The sequence below is a fragment of the Microbacterium algeriense genome (assembly GCF_008868005.1).
GTDB classification, from domain to species: domain Bacteria; phylum Actinomycetota; class Actinomycetes; order Actinomycetales; family Microbacteriaceae; genus Microbacterium; species Microbacterium algeriense.
In genome coordinates this window covers 706,819-724,863 of the sequence record NZ_WAAO01000001.1, presented here as the reverse complement: position 1 = coordinate 724,863, position 18,045 = coordinate 706,819, and the positions used below count along the sequence as shown (strand labels likewise).

The 18,045-nt window shown below is 71.2% G+C and carries 17 protein-coding genes; 8 read left to right on the top strand and 9 right to left on the bottom strand.

Translation table 11 applies throughout. From position 1 onward, the window contains the following. The first annotated feature begins 43 nt into the window (after positions 1–43). The 3 genes from galT to galE are packed head-to-tail and all read left to right on the top strand — an operon-like array spanning position 44 to position 3,487. Positions 44–1,246: a galactose-1-phosphate uridylyltransferase gene (galT, locus tag F6A08_RS03460; RefSeq protein WP_151458623.1), complete on the top strand. Its 1,203-nt coding sequence runs from the start codon at positions 44–46 to the stop codon at positions 1,244–1,246. After that, positions 1,243–2,454, top strand: a complete 1,212-nt coding sequence (galK, locus tag F6A08_RS03455) for a galactokinase (RefSeq protein WP_151458622.1) — start codon at positions 1,243–1,245, stop codon at positions 2,452–2,454. The genes galT and galK overlap by 4 nt, the downstream gene beginning before the upstream one ends. 52 nt (positions 2,455–2,506) lie before the next feature. Beyond that, positions 2,507–3,487: a UDP-glucose 4-epimerase GalE gene (gene galE, locus F6A08_RS03450; protein WP_124896459.1), complete on the top strand. Its 981-nt coding sequence runs from the start codon at positions 2,507–2,509 to the stop codon at positions 3,485–3,487. Positions 3,488–3,490: 3 nt separating this feature from the next. Here the strand turns inward: galE and F6A08_RS03445 are convergent, their stop codons facing one another. The 4 genes from F6A08_RS03445 to F6A08_RS03430 all read right to left on the bottom strand — a co-directional run bounded on the left by F6A08_RS03445 (position 3,491) and on the right by F6A08_RS03430 (position 8,450). Further along, positions 3,491–4,879, bottom strand: a complete 1,389-nt coding sequence (locus F6A08_RS03445; protein ID WP_151458621.1) for a PAS domain-containing protein — start codon at positions 4,877–4,879, stop codon at positions 3,491–3,493. Between the two features lie 139 nt (positions 4,880–5,018). Beyond that, complete coding sequence (locus F6A08_RS03440) at positions 5,019–6,344, bottom strand: MFS transporter (protein WP_017204191.1); 1,326 nt, start codon at positions 6,342–6,344, stop codon at positions 5,019–5,021. Then, a complete protein-coding gene (locus tag F6A08_RS03435; RefSeq protein WP_124896462.1) occupies positions 6,341–7,270 on the bottom strand; it encodes a polysaccharide deacetylase family protein in 930 nt (309 codons plus the stop codon). Before F6A08_RS03435 ends, F6A08_RS03440 begins: the two co-directional genes overlap by 4 nt. 31 nt (positions 7,271–7,301) lie before the next feature. Then, positions 7,302–8,450, bottom strand: a complete 1,149-nt coding sequence (locus F6A08_RS03430) for an ROK family transcriptional regulator (RefSeq protein WP_151458620.1) — start codon at positions 8,448–8,450, stop codon at positions 7,302–7,304. Between the two features lie 170 nt (positions 8,451–8,620). On the opposite strand from F6A08_RS03430, the gene F6A08_RS03425 reads away from it, so the two are divergent. Then, positions 8,621–9,595, top strand: coding sequence for a M23 family metallopeptidase (locus F6A08_RS03425; protein WP_225855717.1), 975 nt, complete (start codon positions 8,621–8,623; stop codon positions 9,593–9,595). 56 nt (positions 9,596–9,651) lie between these two features. Then, positions 9,652–10,173, top strand: coding sequence for a GNAT family N-acetyltransferase (locus tag F6A08_RS03420; protein ID WP_151458619.1), 522 nt, complete (start codon positions 9,652–9,654; stop codon positions 10,171–10,173). A 37-nt stretch (positions 10,174–10,210) separates the two neighbouring features. Here the strand turns inward: F6A08_RS03420 and F6A08_RS03415 are convergent, their stop codons facing one another. Next, positions 10,211–11,662 carry a gamma-aminobutyraldehyde dehydrogenase gene (locus tag F6A08_RS03415; RefSeq protein ID WP_151458618.1) on the bottom strand — a complete coding sequence of 484 codons (1,452 nt, stop codon included), beginning with the start codon at positions 11,660–11,662 and terminating at the stop codon, positions 10,211–10,213. A gap of 99 nt (positions 11,663–11,761) precedes the next feature. On the opposite strand from F6A08_RS03415, the gene F6A08_RS03410 reads away from it, so the two are divergent. From F6A08_RS03410 to F6A08_RS03400, 3 genes are read left to right on the top strand one after another with little or no spacing between them, the layout of a single operon-like run. After that, on the top strand, positions 11,762–12,229 hold the full coding sequence (locus tag F6A08_RS03410; RefSeq protein WP_017204185.1) for an Lrp/AsnC family transcriptional regulator: 468 nt from the start codon (positions 11,762–11,764) through the stop codon (positions 12,227–12,229). Positions 12,230–12,257: 28 nt separating this feature from the next. Next, the gene (locus F6A08_RS03405; RefSeq protein WP_151458617.1) at positions 12,258–13,661 is read left to right on the top strand and encodes an NAD(P)/FAD-dependent oxidoreductase; all 1,404 of its coding nucleotides are present in this window, start codon (positions 12,258–12,260) and stop codon (positions 13,659–13,661) included. Beyond that, positions 13,658–14,014 (top strand): cupin domain-containing protein, encoded by a 357-nt coding sequence (locus tag F6A08_RS03400; RefSeq protein WP_017204183.1) that lies wholly within the window; start codon positions 13,658–13,660, stop codon positions 14,012–14,014. The genes F6A08_RS03405 and F6A08_RS03400 overlap by 4 nt, the downstream gene beginning before the upstream one ends. A gap of 44 nt (positions 14,015–14,058) precedes the next feature. Here the strand turns inward: F6A08_RS03400 and F6A08_RS03395 are convergent, their stop codons facing one another. The 4 genes from F6A08_RS03395 to F6A08_RS03380 all read right to left on the bottom strand — a co-directional run bounded on the left by F6A08_RS03395 (position 14,059) and on the right by F6A08_RS03380 (position 18,017). Next, entirely contained in the window at positions 14,059–14,949 is an 891-nt protein-coding gene (locus tag F6A08_RS03395; protein WP_151459091.1) for a DNA-methyltransferase, read from the bottom strand. A gap of 224 nt (positions 14,950–15,173) precedes the next feature. Beyond that, a complete protein-coding gene (locus F6A08_RS03390; RefSeq protein ID WP_151458616.1) occupies positions 15,174–16,223 on the bottom strand; it encodes a lipoate-protein ligase LplAB in 1,050 nt (349 codons plus the stop codon). A gap of 38 nt (positions 16,224–16,261) precedes the next feature. Then, a complete protein-coding gene (locus F6A08_RS03385) occupies positions 16,262–16,999 on the bottom strand; it encodes a DUF1684 domain-containing protein (RefSeq protein WP_017204180.1) in 738 nt (245 codons plus the stop codon). Between the two features lie 166 nt (positions 17,000–17,165). Then, a complete protein-coding gene (locus tag F6A08_RS03380; RefSeq protein ID WP_151459090.1) occupies positions 17,166–18,017 on the bottom strand; it encodes an alpha/beta fold hydrolase in 852 nt (283 codons plus the stop codon). Positions 18,018–18,045: the final 28 nt, after the last annotated feature.

The window sequence follows — 18,045 nt, the reverse complement described above, 5'->3', positions numbered from 1 at the left end:
TCGCGTGTTGACGTTATCACGGCGGGACGCTTACCATGTTGACGTGAACACGGACGATCTCCCCGAGCCGAGCGTCGAGATCCTCGGCGCCGGCGTCGTCAAGCGCGCGACCACGCTCGCCGACGGCCGCGACCTCATCTACTACGACGACCCCGGCACCCTCCTCGGCTCCGAACGCGCGGTCGACGCCCGCGTGCTCGACCCGCGCCCCGACACCGCCACCATGCGCCTGGACGTGCTGACGGGCGACTGGATCACGGTCGCCGCGAACCGGCAGAACCGGGTCATGATGCCCGGCGCCGACGCCGATCCGCTGGCACCGCAGACCCCGGGCAATCCGTCCGAGGTGCCCTCGCGCTACGACGTCGCCGTCTTCGAGAACCGGTCCCCCGCCTTCGGGCCCGCGCTCGCCGAAGCCGTCGGCCCGGCACCGCGGGCGGACGACGCCCCTCAGGGGCTCGACGATCTGGCCACGCTCGACCTCGGTCGCACCCGCACCGCGGTCGGGCGCTGCGAGGTCGTCTGCTTCAGCCCGGAGCACTCCGGCTCGTTCGGCACCCAGTCCGTCACCCGGGCGCGCACCGTCATCGAGGCCTGGGCCGACCGCACGGCGACGCTCTCGCGCCTGCCCGGCATCGAGCAGGTGTTCCCGTTCGAGAACCGCGGCGAGGCGATCGGCGTGACCCTGCCGCATCCGCACGGGCAGATCTACGCCTATCCCTACGTGACCCCGCGCACGACCCGGCTGCGGGAGTCGATCGCGCGCACCTCCCCCGACCTGTTCGCGCGCATCCTGGAATCGGAGCAGGCGTCGGAGCGGGTGGTGCTCCAGGGCGAGCACTGGACGGCCTTCGTGCCGTTCGCCGCCCGATGGCCGCTCGAGGTGCACCTCCTGCCCCACCGCCATGTCGCCGACCTCGCGGAGACGTCGGACGCCGAGCGCGACGAGCTCGCCCCTCTGTATCTGCGCCTGCTGCGCGGAGTGGACGCCCTGTACGAGAGCCCGACCCCGTACATCGCCGCCTGGCATCAGGCCCCCGTGCACGTCGGCCGCGACACGGTGCGCCTGCACCTCCAGCTGACCAGCCCCCGCCGGGCCGCCGACAAGCTCAAGTTCCTCGCCGGATCGGAGGCCGCGATGGGAGCGTGGGCCGCCGAGGTCCCGCCGGAGCTCGGCGCCGCACGACTGCGCGAGGCGATCGCGCGCACCTCGCCGGCCCCGTCCGCCGAGGGAGAGTCCGCATGACCGGCCGAGCTCCGCAGGAAGGCGGCGCACGCGATGCCGCACGCGCCCTCTTCGTCGACCTCACCGGTCGCGAGCCCGATGGCCTCTGGTCGGCGCCGGGCCGCGTCAACCTGATCGGCGAGCACACCGACTACAACGACGGCTTCGTGCTGCCGTTCGCCATCCCGCAGCGCACCGTCGCCGCCGTGGGGCGCCGGGAGGACGACCGCATCCGGGTGCGCTCCACCTTCGCCGCCGACGCGGTGGAGGTGGGCATCGGCGAACTGGACGACCTCTTCCCGACCCGGGAGGGACAGGAGCCGGGCGTTCCGGAGTGGGCCGCCTACCCGCTCGGGGTCGCCTGGGCGCTGCGGCAGGCGACGGACTCCCCCGGTCCTCTCCCCGGCGGGGTCGACATCGCGATCGCGTCCGACGTCCCGGTCGGCGCGGGGCTCTCCTCCTCCGCCGCGATCGAGGGGGCTACCGCCTCCGCTCTCGATGCGCTGTGGGACACGGGCCTCGACGGCGCAGCACTCGCACGCATCGGACGACGTGCCGAGAACGAGGCCGTCGGCGCGCCCACCGGGATCATGGACCAGATGGCGTCCATGCTCGGCGAGCCCGACGCCGCGATCTTCCTCGACTGCCGTTCGCTGGAGACCCGCGTCGTGCCACTGCCCGTCGCGGCGTCGGGACTCGCGATCCTCGTGATGGACACGCACGTGAAGCACGCCCACTCCACCGGCGGTTACCGCGAACGCAGAGCCTCGTGCGAGCTCGGCGCCCGGATCATGGGCGTCCCCGCGCTGCGCGACCTGTCCGTCGCCGACCTTCCGCGCGCGCAGGAGCGGATGGATGACGTGACGTTCCGCCGCGTGCGGCACATCGTCACCGAGAACCAGCGCGTGCTCGACACCGTGCGACTGCTCGACGAGCGGGGCGTCCGCGCGATCGGCGACCTGCTGGTGGCATCGCACGCGTCGATGCGCGACGACTTCGAGATCTCGACCCCCGAGCTCGACACGGCCGTCGACGCCGCCCTGGCCGCGGGAGCACTGGGCGCCCGGATGACCGGCGGCGGCTTCGGGGGCGCGGCGATCGCCGTGGTCGAGCAGGAAGCCGTCGGCACGGTGTCGCAGGCCGTGAATGCGGCGTTCGCCGCCGCCGGGTTCGCGACCCCGCTCCTGTTCCCGGTGACCCCCTCCGCCGGCGCGCACCGAGACGCCTGAGAGAATGGTCGTTCCGACCGTGGCGCCGCCGCGGCAGGGGAAGAGGAGAGCAATGTCCTGGATCGTCACCGGCGGCGCCGGCTACATCGGTGCGCACGTCGTGCGGGCCCTCGCCGAGGCCGGCCTTCCCCCGGTCGTGCTCGACGACCTGTCCAGCGGCGTCGCCTCGTTCGTCCCGGAGGGCGTGCCCTTCGTGCAGGGCAGCATCCTCGATCGCGCTCTGGTCGAGAGGACGCTGCGCGAGCACGAGGCCGAGGGCGTGATCCACGTCGCCGGCTTCAAGTACGCCGGGGTCTCGGTGCAGCGCCCCCTGCACACCTACGCGCAGAACGTCGAGGGCACCCGCGTGATCCTCGAGGCCATGGAAGCCGCCGGGGTCGCGAACATCGTGTTCTCGTCATCCGCGGCCGTGTTCGGCACCCCCGACGTCTCTCTCGTGGTCGAGGACACGGCGAAGAAGCCGGCGAGTCCCTACGGCGAGTCCAAGCTCATCGGCGAATGGCTGCTGCGCGACCAGGCGATCGCGACGGCGGACTCGGAGCACCCGCTGCGGCACACCTCGCTGCGGTACTTCAACGTCGTGGGATCCGCCGATCCGACCGTCTACGACGTCAGCCCGCACAACCTCTTCCCGATCGTCTTCGAGGCGCTGCTCGCGGGGAAGACCCCGCGCATCAACGGCGACGACTACGACACGGAGGACGGGACGAACGTGCGCGACTACGTGCATGTCGGCGACATCGCGGCCGCCCACGTCGCAGCGGCCCAGCGCCTCACGGCCGGCCAGCCCATCGAAGCGGCCTACAACCTCGGCTCCGGCGATGGACTCAGCGTGAAGCAGATCATGGATGCCGTGGCGCGCGTCACGGGCATCGACTTCGAGCCGGAGATCGGGCCGCGTCGCCCCGGAGACCCCGACCGCATCGTGGCGACCGGCGAGCTGGCCGCCCGCGACCTCGACTGGCGGATGCGGTACACCGTCGACGAGATGGTGCGCACCGGGTGGGAGGCGCGGCAGGCCGCTCGCGTCTGACGGTCAGCGCTCGTCCGGAGCCGGCCGCGGAACACCCAATCGCGCCGCCGACTCCTCCAGGCGCGTGAGCAGCTCCCCGACTCTCGTGGAATCGTGCTCCTGTCCCGACGCGTGACACCGCCGGGCGAGAGCGGTGAACTCGGCGAACGTCCCTCCCGTGCGATGGATGGCTTCGGAGACGGCCGCCGCGATCGCCGCTCCCGCCCCGGTCGCCGTCACGGCCGGAGCCTCGGACGCCCAGTTCAGCAGCAGGGTCCGGGGGATGCTGATGATGGACGAGGTCCGCTCCAGTGCGCTGATCGCGCTCGCGGTCAGCGCTCGGTGAGCGGCGGTCTGAGCCTGCATCGCCCGCAGGCCCTGGCGCAGCGCCGCCGTCAGGGAGACGACCTCCTCGACGGATCCGCGGCCTTCGGCGCCGCGATCGACGACCTCGGCGAGGAACGTGGCCGTCATCGTCGCCTGCAGGTGCGCGAGCGCGACGGAGAACCGGGTGCGTTCGCTCTCGAGGCGCAGCTGATGGATCGTCTTCGTCAGGTCACGCACCGAGGTCCGGACGATCGGCTGCATCTGCGTCCACACCTGCAGCGCCTCGCGGAAGTGCGGATCGCTCGCCGCGTGGACCGCGAGCAGATCGTCGTCGCCGCCGAGCGTCGCGCCGAGTTCGACCCCGAGCTTCGCACCGACCTGCTGAAGGGACTCGGACAGTTCGGCTAGGAGGGCCTGCTCCCCGAACCAGCTGTCGAGCGCGCCCCGCAGGTGATGCGCCAGCTCCAGGGCGTCTGCGGCCTCGGACCCCGCGGCGGACGGGCGCAACGGCAGCCCGACCGACAGCTGGTCGTGCCGGGCGATCTCCGCGGGGAGCGTCGCCCACTGGAACTCCTCGTAGGACGCGAACCCGGCGTCACGGAGGAGCGCGCCGAGATGCTCGGCTCCCCGGCGCGCGATGTCGCGGCGCGGGAGCCCCTGCGAGCGCAGCTGCTCCTCCTGCTGTCTGGCCGTCGCGTAGACCGCGTTCGCGGTGTTCTCCCATTCCGGACACTGCGGGGAGAGGCGGACCGAGAGGTACCCGCCGCCGTCCATCGGCGTGACGGTGGCGTACACGGAATAGGTGCTGCCGTCGGCGGCGAGGTTGTACGTGTAGCCGGAGAACGGCCGCCCCGCTCGCAGCGTCTCCCACATGAGGAAGAACACCCCCGCGGGCATCTTCGGATGCCGGATGATGTTGTGCGGCGCTCCTCGCAGCTGCGCGGGCGGATGCCGTGCGTACTTCACGAACCCGGTGTTCGCGTGCGTGATGATCCCTCGATCATCGGTCATCGAGAAGAACAGATCGTCCACGGCGACCACCTGCACATCGCCGGAGACGCGTCCCGCTTCGGTCACTGTCGTCACTCCGCATCGGTGGGGGAACGGTGCTCGCGCACTCGTCCCCGGTCAGGCCGCCGCCCCCATCCAACACGCGACGCGCGGCGGGGTCGGCCGATGACCCTCATCCCACATCGGTATTCCGAAACACAGCGCGGAGGCGGTGTCAGAGGTCGCGCGTGCGGATGGGGTACAGCCAGAAGCAGAGCCAGGCGAGCGCGGTGAAGCCGACAGGGACGACGGCCAGCATGAGCCGGATGGCGCCGTCCACCGCATCCGGCTGGGCGTCCCCCAGCTCGGCGTCGAAACCGGAGGCCGTCAGCACCACCGCGGCGACCACGGCCTGCAGCACGACGGAGCCGCGGACCACGAAGCCGTTCACCCCGAAGTAGGCGCCCTCGCGGCGGTGACCGGTGCGCACGGCGTCCTCGTCGATGATCTGCGCGAGCACGACCTCGAGCAGCTGCAGCAGCCCCCCGACGCCCACGCCGACCGCGACGCCGACCAGCGCCGCCCCCAGCACGTCCGACGGCGCGAGGAACCCGAGCACGGCGACACCGAAGACGGCGACGCTCCACAGCAGCGCCGTCCGCGGCGACGTGCGACGGACCACCGCGCTCCACAGCACGATCGAGGGGATCGCGGTGACGAAGATCGCCCCGAGCAGCAGGCTCCCCTCCCCCTCCGCCGCGTGCAGCGAGTACCGCACATAGAACGGGACGGCGGCGAGGATCACCGCGATCGCGGTCTGCACGCACAGCGAGCCGAGGACGTACGGCACGAATGCGCGGTTGCGGAACGTGTACGTGAGCTGGTCGCGCCAGCGCATCGCCTCCGACGACGCCTCCGGGACGCGTCGCTCGATCATGCCGCCGAAGAACGACCAGACGAGCAGCACCAGGCACACAGAGGCCAGGACGACGGCCATCCCCGGCCAGCCGAGCGCGCTGTACAGGGCGGGGGCACCGGCCGTGCCGAGGACCATCCCGAGGATCGCGAAGATCTGTCGGGGCACGTTGCCCCGCGCGCGCTCCTCCGTGGTGCGGAAGATCTCGGGGAACAGCGCCGAGATGTTCAGCACGACCACCACGAAGGCGACGTCGTACACGGCTACGACGACGAGGAACCACACGATGAGCCCGGCGGCCGGCAGCTCCGGCGGCATCCACACGAGCGCGAACGCGACGACGAGCGGCACGATGCCCAGGCCGATCCACGGGATGCGGCGACCCCAGGGCGTGCGGATGCGGTCCGAGAGCGCTCCGACGATCGGGTTCAGCACGGCGTTCAGGATGCCGTGGGCGATCATCGCGACCGCCACCCAGGCCGCAGGCACCGCGAGATGCGACACGTAGAAGTAGACGACGAAGGCCGAGAACGTCTGCGACATCAGCTGCGTGGGGAATCCCGATGCGCCGAACGCGATCGTCTGCGCGCGGCGGGGCGCGGCGTCGAGGCGACGGTCGCGCAGGCGCTCGCTCAGCGACGTCACTGGGCGGCCCCCCGTTGCAGGTCGCGCAGAGCGCGCCAGCCGATGCGCACGAGTCCCTCGTCCGCCACGGCCTGGAGCACCGCCGGGTCCCGGAGCAGTCGCGCCTCGTAGCCGCGCTTCGCCGCGCTGAAGTCGACCGCGGCGCGCAGTTCCTCGTCGTCGACCATCGGATGCAGGTAGATCTCGGTGACGCCGGCCGGCACGGCGCGCAGCAGGGCGATGAACCCGTCGCGCACCTGCTCGTACGTCTCCTCATCCGGCGAGCCCTCCCGCAAGAGCTCGAAGGGGTGCGACCAGAGTCGATCGATGATCTCGACCCCGAACGCGTCCGCCGCGGCAGCCGCCCCGTCGAGCTGTGCCTGCAGCGCGGGGTCCTCGCCGACGCCGTCCATGCGCCGGGGAAGCCGGAACGGCAAACCGTGCCGAGCCGCGAGCTCGAAGACCGGACGGAGGAAGTCGCGCCCGGTGATGAGGCCGTAGACCGAGCCCATGTGGTTGTCGAGGTGGGTCACGTCGACGCCGGCATCGAGCGCGGCCTGGAGCTGCGCGGAGATCTCGGCGGCGACGTCATCCTCGTGCGCGTTCCGCTCGACCGCGGCGACATCGGCGGGGAAGAATCCCGAATCATCCACGAGGCTGGTCGCAGAACCCGTGAGCGGGCGCCACCGATAGCGCGACCACTCGCTGGTGAGCACGAGGTGCACCCCGACGTCGAGGTCGGCGCGGGAAGCCGCGAAGGCGAGGGCCTCCGGCGACCAGGAGCAGGGGACCATCACGGTCGCGGAGTCGACGCCGCCGCCGGCGAGCAGGTCGACGATCGCGGTGTTCGCGGCATGGCACATGCCGAAGTCGTCCGCGTTCAGGATGATCGCCCTGGCGCCGGGCGGCAGGCCGAGACGGTCGGCGAGGTCGGAGGGAGCGGTCATCGCGGATCCTGTCGGGTGCGGAGGGGGACGCTCACCGACCGGCTCGGGGCGCCGGGGTGAGGATGCGGGAGAAGAGCATGCTCCGCAGCGCGGACCCCGCTTCGCTGATCGCGCCGATCAGCGGGGCCTCCGGGCCGAAGGACGAGACGCGGAACCGCAGCGGGAGCTGGGCGGCGTATTCGCCGGCGACCCGATCGACCGCGGCGACGAGGGCGGGGTGCGCGGCTTCGCCGCTGAGGATGAAAGCCTCCGGATCGAGCACGAGACCCACGCTGCCGGCGACGAGCACGATGCGTCTGCCGATCTCGGCGATGATGCGGCTCGCGGCCTCGTCTCCGCGGGCGGCCGCCTCCAGGTGCTCCGCCAGAGGGGCGTCGGCATCCCTGCCCACCCCGAGCGCGAGGTCCCCGACGACGGCGTCGCTGACGACCGGCGCTCCGATCGGCAGCGGCGTCTGCGGCAGGTACATGACCTCGCCGGCCACTCCCGAGAAGCCCCGGTGCAGGGTGCCGTCGATCACGATGCCGGCACCGAGTCCATCGTCCAGGAGCAGGAGCGCGAAGCTGGAGAGGTCGCCGCCGGCGCCGGAGGTGAGTTCGGCGAGCGCGGCGAGGTTGACGTCGTTCTCGATGCGGACCGGGCAGCCGAGGGCGGCGGCGAGAGCCGATCGGAACGCCCCGCCGTCCGGGCCCAGATCGTCGCGGATGCCCCCGTCGGCGGTGACGATCCCGGGGACGCCGACGACGGCGAGGTGGATGGCCTCCTTCGCGGCCCGCACTCCGCGTCGGCAGCGCTCGACGAGGGCGACGATGTGCGCGACGCGATCGCCGTTGGGCGGGAAGTCGCCGTGTTCCTCTGCGCGCACGGCGCCGCTGGGGTCGACGAGGACGACATGCGCCGCATGGTGGTCGACGTGCACGGCGGCGGCGAACCCGAGTCTCGGGTGCAGGGCGACCCGTCCGGCGGCAGGGCCCCTCGTGTCGCGGTCGACCCCGGCTGGGGCGACGGCTCCCGCCGCCTCCAGCATCCGCAGCACCTGGGTGACCGCCGTGCGCGACAGGCCGGTCCTCGCCATCAGCTCCGCCCGGGTCTGCGGACCGCTGCCGGCCAGCGCCTCGAGGATCGCGCGACCGTTGAGCGTGCGAAGCAGGCCCTGCGGTCCCGCGAGTGGTCTGGACATGTGTTCCCTGGGTCTGGTCCGTGCGCCGGTGCCCGCCCAGCCTGCCACATCGTCCCGCACGCGTCGACAGGCACGACGGCGCGATCCGGCCCCCGCTCGATTTGACGACCCCCGGGTGCGTCGCTTAGGTTACAGAACGGTAACGGTGGCATCCGGGGGGATCGACTGCCGTGCACGCCTGCTTTTCCCGGAAGGATCCCGCCACGAACTCCCTGCCTCCCGAGCGCGCCCGAAACGCGTCGGACGCCCCCGTCGAAAATCCCGCCTCCCCTCGACCGCTCCTCCGGCGAGACCTGCGGCGCTCCGCGACCGCAGAGCCGCAGCCCGCAGAGCCGCAGCCGCAGCCGCAGACCCCGCCGCAGCCGGAGCGGGGCCGCGCGTCTCGGCCTCGCGTCCGTCTCCCTCGCACCCCCTCTCGCACCGCCCAGCCCCAGCGCCCGTGGGCGAAGGCCAAGGCGCTCGGCGCGACCTTCGCCGTCGGCGCCCTCATCACCGGAGCAGCCCTGCCGGCCATCGAGCCCGCCGTGGCTCAGGACGACACCGCGCGCGTCGCCGTGAGCGCGGACGGGATCGCCCAGTCGTACACGGCGAACGACGGCATCCGCGTCGACATCGCTCCGCGCGGCAGCTTCTCGGCGACGACGCCCGAGGAGATCAAGCAGACCCGCTCCCGCGCCGCTGCCGCTGCGGTCGCGGCCGGCATGCCCCTGGGCAGCGCGATCGACATCCCGGTCGCGGATCGCATCGTCATGCCGATGGCCGACGGAAGCTACTCGTTCAGCGACGGCTTCGGCGCCTCGCGCCCGGGACGGTCGCACCTCGGCCAGGACTTCGCGGCAGGCGTCGGAACCCCGATCAATGCCGCGATGAAGGGCTGCGTCTCCCGTTCCACCGAGAGCTACCAGGGCTACGGCGTCACGATCCAGATCGAGAGCATCGTCGACGGTCAGGCCGTGAGCACGGTGTACTCGCACATGACCTACGGAAGCCGTGCGGTCGAGGTGGGTGACTGCGTCGAAGCCGGTCAGTACATCGGCGACGTCGGATCGACGGGATACGTGTTCGGCTCCTGCCTGCACTTCGAGGTCCACATCAACACCGTGCCCGTCGACCCGATGCCGTGGCTTCAGAACAACGTGAGCTGATCGACGCGTCCGGCGCCACTGCGACCTCGCCTCCGCCCGCCCTCTAGGGTGGATGGATGAGCCCGCTGGTGATCCGCGACGCCCGCACCGAAGACGCCGACGAGATCGCGGGCGTGCACGTCCGCTCCTGGCAGGCCGCGTATCGGGGGCTCATCGATCAGTCGGTCCTCGACGGCCTCTCGATCACCGAGCGGGCCGACGGCTGGAGACGCAACATCGCCGACCCGCTGCCGACCACGCTCGGACTCCTCGTCGCCACGCGGGACGAACAGGTCGTCGCGTGGACGTCGTTCGGATCGGGCCGCGACCCCGACGGCCTCGCGGACGGCGAGGTGTACGGCATCTACGCCGACCCCTCGGCCTGGTCGACCGGCGCGGGGCACGCGCTGCTCCAAGCCGCCGAGCAGCGCATCTCGGACTCCGGATACCGACGTGCCTATCTGTGGGTTCTCGACGGCAACGAGCGCGCGGACGCCTTCTACGCCCGGCACGGCTGGGTGGAGGACGGCGCCATCAAGATCGAGGAGCGCCCGCAGCTCACGATGAGCGAGCATCGTCGGGTGAAGCCCCTGCGTTGAGCCTCCATGCCCGGCTCGTCCCGCCCACGGCTCCGCGTCAGTCGAGCGCGCTCATCACGTGCTTGATGCGCGTGTAGTCGTCGAAGCCGTACTGCGAGAGGTCCTTGCCGTAACCGGAGTGCTTGAATCCGCCGTGCGGCATGTCCGACACGAACGGGATGTGCGTGTTGATCCACACGCACCCGAAGTCGAGGTCGCGGGAGAACCGCATCGCCCGCGCGTGATCGGTCGTCCAGACCGATGCCGCCAGGGCATACGGCACGTCGTTCGCCATCGCCAGCGCCTCGTCATCGGCTGAGAACGCCTGCACGGTGAGGACCGGTCCGAAGATCTCGCCCTGCACGACCTCGTCGTCCTGTCGCACCCCGGACACGATCGTGGGCTCCCAGAAGTACCCCCGATCGCCCTGGCGGCGACCGCCGGTCTCGATCGTCGCGTGGGCGGGCAGCCGATCGATGAAACCCTGCACCTGCGCGAGCTGCGCCGCACTGCTCAGGGGCCCGTAGAGCACCCCTTCCTCGCGCGGACCTCCGGTGCGGGCATGCGTGCGCGCCCGCTCGACCAGCGCCGCCACCAACTCGTCGTGCCGCGAGGCGTGCACCAGCACCCTGGTCGCCGCCGTGCAATCCTGTCCGCCGTTGAAGAAGGCGCCCGCGATGATGCCCTCGACCGCCTTCTCGATCGAGGCGTCGGCGAACACGATCGCCGGAGCCTTGCCGCCGAGCTCGAGGTGGACGCGCTTGACGTCGTTCGCCGCCGAGCGCGCGACCGCCATGCCGGCCCGCACCGAGCCGGTGATCGCGACCATCTGCGGTGTCGGGTGCTCGACCAGCGCGACGCCCGTGTCCCGGTCGCCGAGCACGACGTTGAGGGTGCCGGCGGGCGTGTGCTGCGCGACGATCTCAGCGAGCAGCAGCGTGGTGAGCGGTGTCGACTCGGCGGGCTTCAGCACGACCGTGTTGCCGGCGGCGAGCGCGGGCGCGATCTTCCAGACGGCCATGTTCAGGGGGTAGTTCCAGGGCGTGACCTGCCCGATCACGCCGACGGGCTCACGCCGCACGAAGGACGTGTGCCCGGCGAGGTACTCCCCCGCCGCCCTGCCCTCGAGGCTGCGGGCGGCGCCGGCGAAGAAGCGCAGCTGGTCGACCGACTGCATGATCTCGTCGGCGACCAGGCTCCCCCGCGGCTTGCCGGTGTCCTGCGATTCCAGATCCGCGAACTCCTCGGCGCGGGCCTCCATGTCGTCGGCGATGCGGAACAGCGCGAGCTGCCGCTCGGCCGGCGTCATGTCGCGCCAGAGCGGGAAGGCGGCGGATGCGGCGGCGTAGGCCGCATCCACGTCACCGGGTTCGGAGACCGGGAGCTCACCGTAGGTCTCCTCGGTGACCGGGTCGATGAGAGGCATCCGCCCCTCGCCATGCGCGGGCACGAAGCGCCCGCCGATGAAGTTCTGCAGCGGCGCGGAATCCTTCAGAAGCTGACTGAGCATGAGGTCATGGTATCGATTCCCCTGCGGAATCTGAAGATCAGAATGGACGCGACGACTGAATCGGTTGCGCAGACCGTTCGGCGGTGACAATATCGACACATGAGCGCGAAGTCGTCCCATCCCGCCCTCGATGACATCTCGAAGCGGATCGTTGAGCTGCTGCAGGAGGACGGACGCCGCCCCTACGCCGAGATCGCCCGGGAGGTCGGACTCAGCGAGGCCGCCGCCCGCCAGCGCGTGCAACGGCTGACGGAGGCGGGCGTGATCCAGATCGTCGCGGTCACCGATCCGATGCAGCTCGGCTTCCACCGCATGTCGATGATCGGCATACGCGTCTCGGGGGATCCCCGCACGATCGCCGAAGAGCTCACGGCGATCCCCGAACTCGCGTACGTGGTCGTCACCCTCGGCGCTTTCGACATCCTCGTCGAGGCCGTGTGCGAGAGCGACGAGCACCTGCTCGATCTCATCGCGACCCGCATCCGCACCATCCCCGGTGTCGCGCACACCGAGAGCATGCTCTACGCCGGCCTCTACAAAGACCTCTACAACTGGGGCACGCGCTGACGCGCGACCGCACACCTCGGAGGACACCATGGGCACCACCGTCTTCGAACGCCAGCGGCCTGCAGCGGGCGTCATCGACGCCTCGCTCCGCGACACCGCCCTGCGGGTGTTCTGGCTCGACGATGTCGACCGACCGACGCACCCGCAGCTGAACGGCACTGTCCGCACCGACCTCGCCATCGTCGGCGGAGGGTACGCCGGACTGTGGACCGCGGTGCGCGCCAAGGAGCGCGACCCCGGACGCCGCGTCGTGCTGCTGGAGGCCTCGCGCATCGCGTGGGCCGCGTCCGGTCGCAACGGCGGCTTCTGCGAGTCGAGCCTCACCCACGGGCACGAGAACGGAGTGAACCGCTGGCCGGAGGAGATCGACCGGCTCGAAGAGCTGGGCCACGCCAACCTCGACGGCATCGAGGAGACGATCGAGCGTTACGGCATGGATGCCGAGTTCGAGCGCACCGGCCAGCTGGCCGTCGCCGTCGAGCCGCACCAGGTGGACTGGTACCGCGAAGAGCCCGGCTTCCTCGACCGCGAAGCCGTGCAGGCCGAGGTGCATTCCGAGACCTTCCTCGCCGGAGACTGGGACCGCGACGGGTGCGCACTGGTGCACCCCGCGAAGCTCGGTGTGGAGCTGGCCCGCGTGGCCGTCGACCTCGGCGTCGAGATCTACGAGCACAGCATCGTCCGCGCGATCGATGGCGACGGGTCCGGTCCGATCACCCTGGCCACCCCGAACGGCCGCGTGATCGCGGACGCCGTGGCGCTCGCCACCAACGTCTTCCCCTCGCTGCTCAAGCGCAACCGGCTGATGACCGTGCCGGTGTACGACTACGTCCTGATGACCGAGCCGCTCTCGGCGGAGCAGCTCTCCTCCATCGGCTGGTCGAACCGACAGGGGCTCGCCGACAGCGCGAACCAGTTCCACTACTACCGGCTCACCGGGGACGACCGCATCCTGTTCGGCGGCTACGACGCGATCTACCACTTCGGCGGCCGGATCCGCCCGGAGTACGAGGACCGCATCGAGAGCCACCGCACGCTCGCCTCGCACTTCTTCACGACGTTCCCGCAGCTGGAGGGCCTGCGCTTCACACACCGCTGGGCCGGGGCGATCGACTCGTCGAGCCGGTTCTGCGCGTTCTTCGGAACCGCCCGCAAGGGGCGAGTGACCTATGCGACCGGCTTCACGGGTCTCGGCGTGGGAGCGGCCCGCTTCGCCGCCGACGTCATGCTCGACAAGCTTTCCGGCGAGCGGACCGAGCGCACCGAGCTGCGGATGGTGCGCGAGAAGCCGATCCCGTTCCCGCCCGAGCCCGCGGCCTCGATCGGCGTCAATCTGGTGCGCGCCGCGATGAACCGGGCCGACCACAACGAAGGCAGGCGCAACCTGTTCCTCAAGACGCTCGATGCACTCGGCATGGGGTTCGACTCGTGAGCGCCCTCGCCGCCGGCGCCGGAGTGGATGCCACGACGCTGCCGCTCTCGCATGAACCGCTGCCGGTCGACGAGGTGCTCTCCGGGGACCCGACGACCGCGGTGCACGAGCTCGGGGATCTCGGCGGCGTCGGCATCGGCGTCTGGGAGATGACACCCGGCACCGCGACCGACACCGAAGCCGACGAGGTGTTCGTGGTGCTGTCCGGACGGGCGCGCATCGACTTCACGTCTCCCGCGCTTCCTCCGCTCGAGGTCGGTCCCGGCTCCGTGGTGCGCCTCGCCGCCGGCATGCGCACCACCTGGACCGTCACCGAGACCCTGCGCAAGATCTACCTCACCCCCTCGTCCTGAGCGGCGTCGGGCCTCGCACTCCGGGAGCGGCGAGGCGCCGGGCCTCAGGAGTCGGCCGCGCGCACCTCGGCGTGCGGCATCCGCGCCGTCATGATCCTGACCGCCTCGGGGTTGTCGTCCACGAGCACGGCCTCGCGTCCGAGCGCCGACGCCACGGCTCCCGTCGTGCCGCTGCCGGCGAAGAGGTCCAGCACGCGATCGCCGGGGCGACTCGACGCCGTCACGATGCGCCGCAGGATCCCCTCCGGCTTCTGCGTCGGGTAGCCGGTCTTCTCCCGTCCTGTCGTCGGCACGATCGTGTGCCACCACACATCGGTGGGGAGCTTGCCGCGCGCGGCCTTCTCGGCCGTGACCAGACCCGGCGCCATGTAGGGCTCCCGGTCGACCTCGTCGGAGTTGAACACGTACTCCCGCGGGTTCTTCACGTAGACGAGGATCGTGTCGTGCTTGGTGGGCCAGCGACGGCGCGACTTGGCGCCGTAGTCGTACGCCCAGATGAGCTCGTTGAGGAAGCAGTCCCGCCCGAACACGGCATCGAGCATGACCTTCGCGTAGTGCGCCTCGCGGTAGTCGAGGTGCAGGTAGAGCGTTCCGTCGTCGGCCAGCAGCCGCCACGCCTCCTCGAGCCGTGGCATCAGGAAGGTCCCGTAGTCGTCGAACCGGTCGTCATAGGCGCGCAGCATCCCGCGCACCCGTTCGTACGCGTGGCCGTGGAACCCGTGCCGCACCTCGGCGTCCGGAGCGGAAGCCTCCGGATCGAGGGCCTCCCCGGTCGCCTCCGCGGGATCCTGTGCGAGGACCGTCCGTCGGGCGGTCACGACCTGCCGGCCCTGCGTGCGCCCGGTGTTGAACGGGGGGTCGAGGTACACGAGCGTGAAGGAACCGGAGGGCAGCGTCGCCGCGACCGTGAGGTTGTCCCCCTCGATGATCGACACCCGCCCTCGGGTCCCCGAGCCCTCCCCCTGGCTCCCTGAGCCCTCACCCTGGGTCCCTGAGCCTGTCGAAGGGCCCTCCCCCTGGGCCCCTGAGCCTGTCGAAGGGCCCTCCCCCTGGGCCCCTGAGCCTGTCGAAGGGCCTTGGGTCCCTGAGCCCTCCCCCTGGGTCCCTGAGCCTGTCGAAGGGGTCGAAGGGGTCGAAGAGGTCGTCGGGGTCGGGGTCGTCACGGCACCCGATGCAGCCACGCGTCGGTGGCGAACTTCGACTCCACGAGCGCTTCGGCGTCGGCGTACTCGTCGTCCGTGATCGAGCCGGTCTCGGCGTCGGTCAGCGAACGGAACGTGTCCTTGAACCGCTCGATGATCTCGGCGCGCTCGAGTCCGGTCTGGCTGCGCAGCGGGTCGACGCGCTTGGCGGCCGACGCGGTGCCCTTGTCGCTGAGCTTCTCTCGTCCGATGCGCAGCACCTCGGTCATCACCTGACCGTCGATGTCGTAGGAGAGGGTCGCGTGGTGGAGCACTCCTCCGTTGGCGAGCCGCTTCTGCGCGGCGCCGCCGATCTTGCCTGTGGGGCTCGCGATGTCGTTGAGCGGCTGATAGATCGCGTCGATGCCGAGCGATCGCAGCGCCTGCAGCACCCAGTCGTCGAGGAACGCGTACGAGTCGGCGAACGTCATGCCCGCGACGAGGGAGGCCGGCACGTACAGCGAGTACGTGATGATCTGACCAGCCGCCATGAGCATCGCGCCACCGCCGGAGATGCGACGGACGACGTCGAAGCCGTGCGTGGCCGCGCCCTCGGGGTCGACCTCGTTGCGGTACGACTGGAACGACCCGATCACCACGGCCGACTCGTTCCACTCCCAGATGCGCAGGGTCGGACGGCGACGCCCCTCGCCCACACGGGCGGTGAGGACCTCGTCGAGGGCGAGGTTCATCCGCGGCGAGACGGCCTTGTCGTGCACGATCTCCCAGTCGAAGTCACGCCAGCCGGGGGCGGTGACGAGGGCGCGGCGCACGGCGGTCCCCACGGCTTCGGGAGTGAAGCCGAGCAGCTGGGCACCCTCGGGAAGCGCTCCGCGGACGGCGGCGGCGATGGCGGTCGCGTCGGACTCGACAGGGAGGCCGTTCACCGCCTCGTTGATGTCGTCCAATGCCGAGTCGGGCTCGAGGAAGAAGTCCCCGGCGAGACGGAAGCGGGCGATCCGGTCGTCCTCGATCTCGAGGTCGACGACGACGAGCTTTCCACCTGGGACCTTGTATTCTCCGTGCACGCCTCCAGCTTAAGGCGCGCCGGCCCCGATCCGGCGGGTCAGCCGCCGAGCACGACGACCCGCTCCCCCGCGCGGATGGGCGTCGAGTAGCGGTTCCCGGGCGGAGGGAGCGGGCACACGAACTGGTCGGAGAACGCGCATGGCGGCAGGTAGGCCCTGTTGAAGTCGATCACCGCGGTCCCGTCATCGGCGGGCTCGTCGATCGGGAGGAACCGGAAGCGATACGTCTCCAGCCCGTTGGTACCGTCCGCGAAGACGGCGCCGAGCGCCCCACGGCCGTTCCTGGTCACGGTCAGCGTCTGCGGCGCCCCCGCGAGCTCGAACCGCAGCCGTCCGGCGACCGGTGTCTCCCTGGCATCGCCGTCGACCGAGGTGATCACGATCTGCTCATCAGGGGTCTCCTCGAAGACCGCCGGAAGTCGCCACCGCTCATCCGGCGCGTAGGCGTCGATCGCGGTGAACCACTCGCGCTGCGGACGCGCCGGGTTGAGCACGCGCAGGGCGAGAGCGCCGTGGCGCTCGAACACGCGCAGCTCGCGTCGTCCGAGCCGGATGCTCTCCGTGCCGCGCAGCGTGACCGTCGACCCCGCCTGTCCGAGTTCGCTGCCGCGGATGCCGCCATCGCCGGTGAGGGCCCACAGCCCGGGGATGCCGTCCACCGCGGCGGCCTCGGTGATGAGCCAGTTCGTCGATTCCAGCGCCGAGGGACCGTACTCCGAGCCCGCATAGCGCTCGCGCGACGCATGCCAGTCCTGCCAGTCCTTGACGAAGCTCATCGAGCGGATCCTCCCCCGCGAGGGCAGCGCCGCGCGGGCGCATCCTCGCTCATACGCGGAATACTGCCCCGAATCTACGGCGGCGCTCCGCACCCGGATGGCCTCGCGTCACACGCCTTCACCGCGCGTAACGCCGCGTCACACCCGGGAAGCCCGGGAAGGGTTCTCAGCGCGACGGGATGTGCGTGTCGAGCCAGGCGAGCACGTCGGCGCGCACCTCGTCCTGCTGCAGCTCCGCGAAGATCTCGTGCCGCGCATCGGGATAGACGAGCGTCGTGACGTCGGTCAGCCCGGATCGGCTGCGATATTCGTCGGCCAGCTTGTGCACGCTGCGCGGTCCGCCTACGGGGTCGTCGCGGCCGACCAGCAGCAGCATCGGGATGTCGCGGCCCAGGTTCTTCGCGGGGCGGCCGTAGAGCCGGGCGGCCTCGATCGGGCCGAAGAGCTTGAGCAGCGGGACGTCCGTGGTCAGGGGGTCGTCGGCGAACGCCGCCCAGATGGCGGGGTCGCGGCTGAGCCACTCCAGGCCCGTCGCCCCCTCGGCGGCCCAGCGCGTGTTCAGCGGCGCGGCGTTGAGAGAGCCCGGCGTCCGCAGCGCGGAGCCGGAGAGGATGACGGCATCCCACGCCTCCGGGTGGTCGTTGACCAGCATCTGCGCGAGGAACGAGCCCCAGGAGTGGCCGAGCAGCACGAGCGGCAGGTCGGGGTTCTCCTCGCGGATGATCCCGGTCAGCTGCCAGATGGCGTCCTTCGCCGCGCGCAGTCCGCCCTTGCCGAGCCGGCCGAGCCGCTCGGGGCCGCCGTGCTGGCGGATCCCGGTGCGACCGTGCCCGCGATGGTCGTCGGCGTACACGTGGAACCCGGCCCCGGTGAGGGCCGCGATCAGCGCACCGTACCTGCCGGCGTGCTCGCCGACGCCGTGCAGCAGCTGCACCACGCCGCGGGGTGTCCCCTCGGCGGGATGGACGTCGTAGACGATGTCGACACCGTAGGCATCGGTGAACTCACGGGTATCCATCACGCTGCGAGCCTACCGACCACGCGTC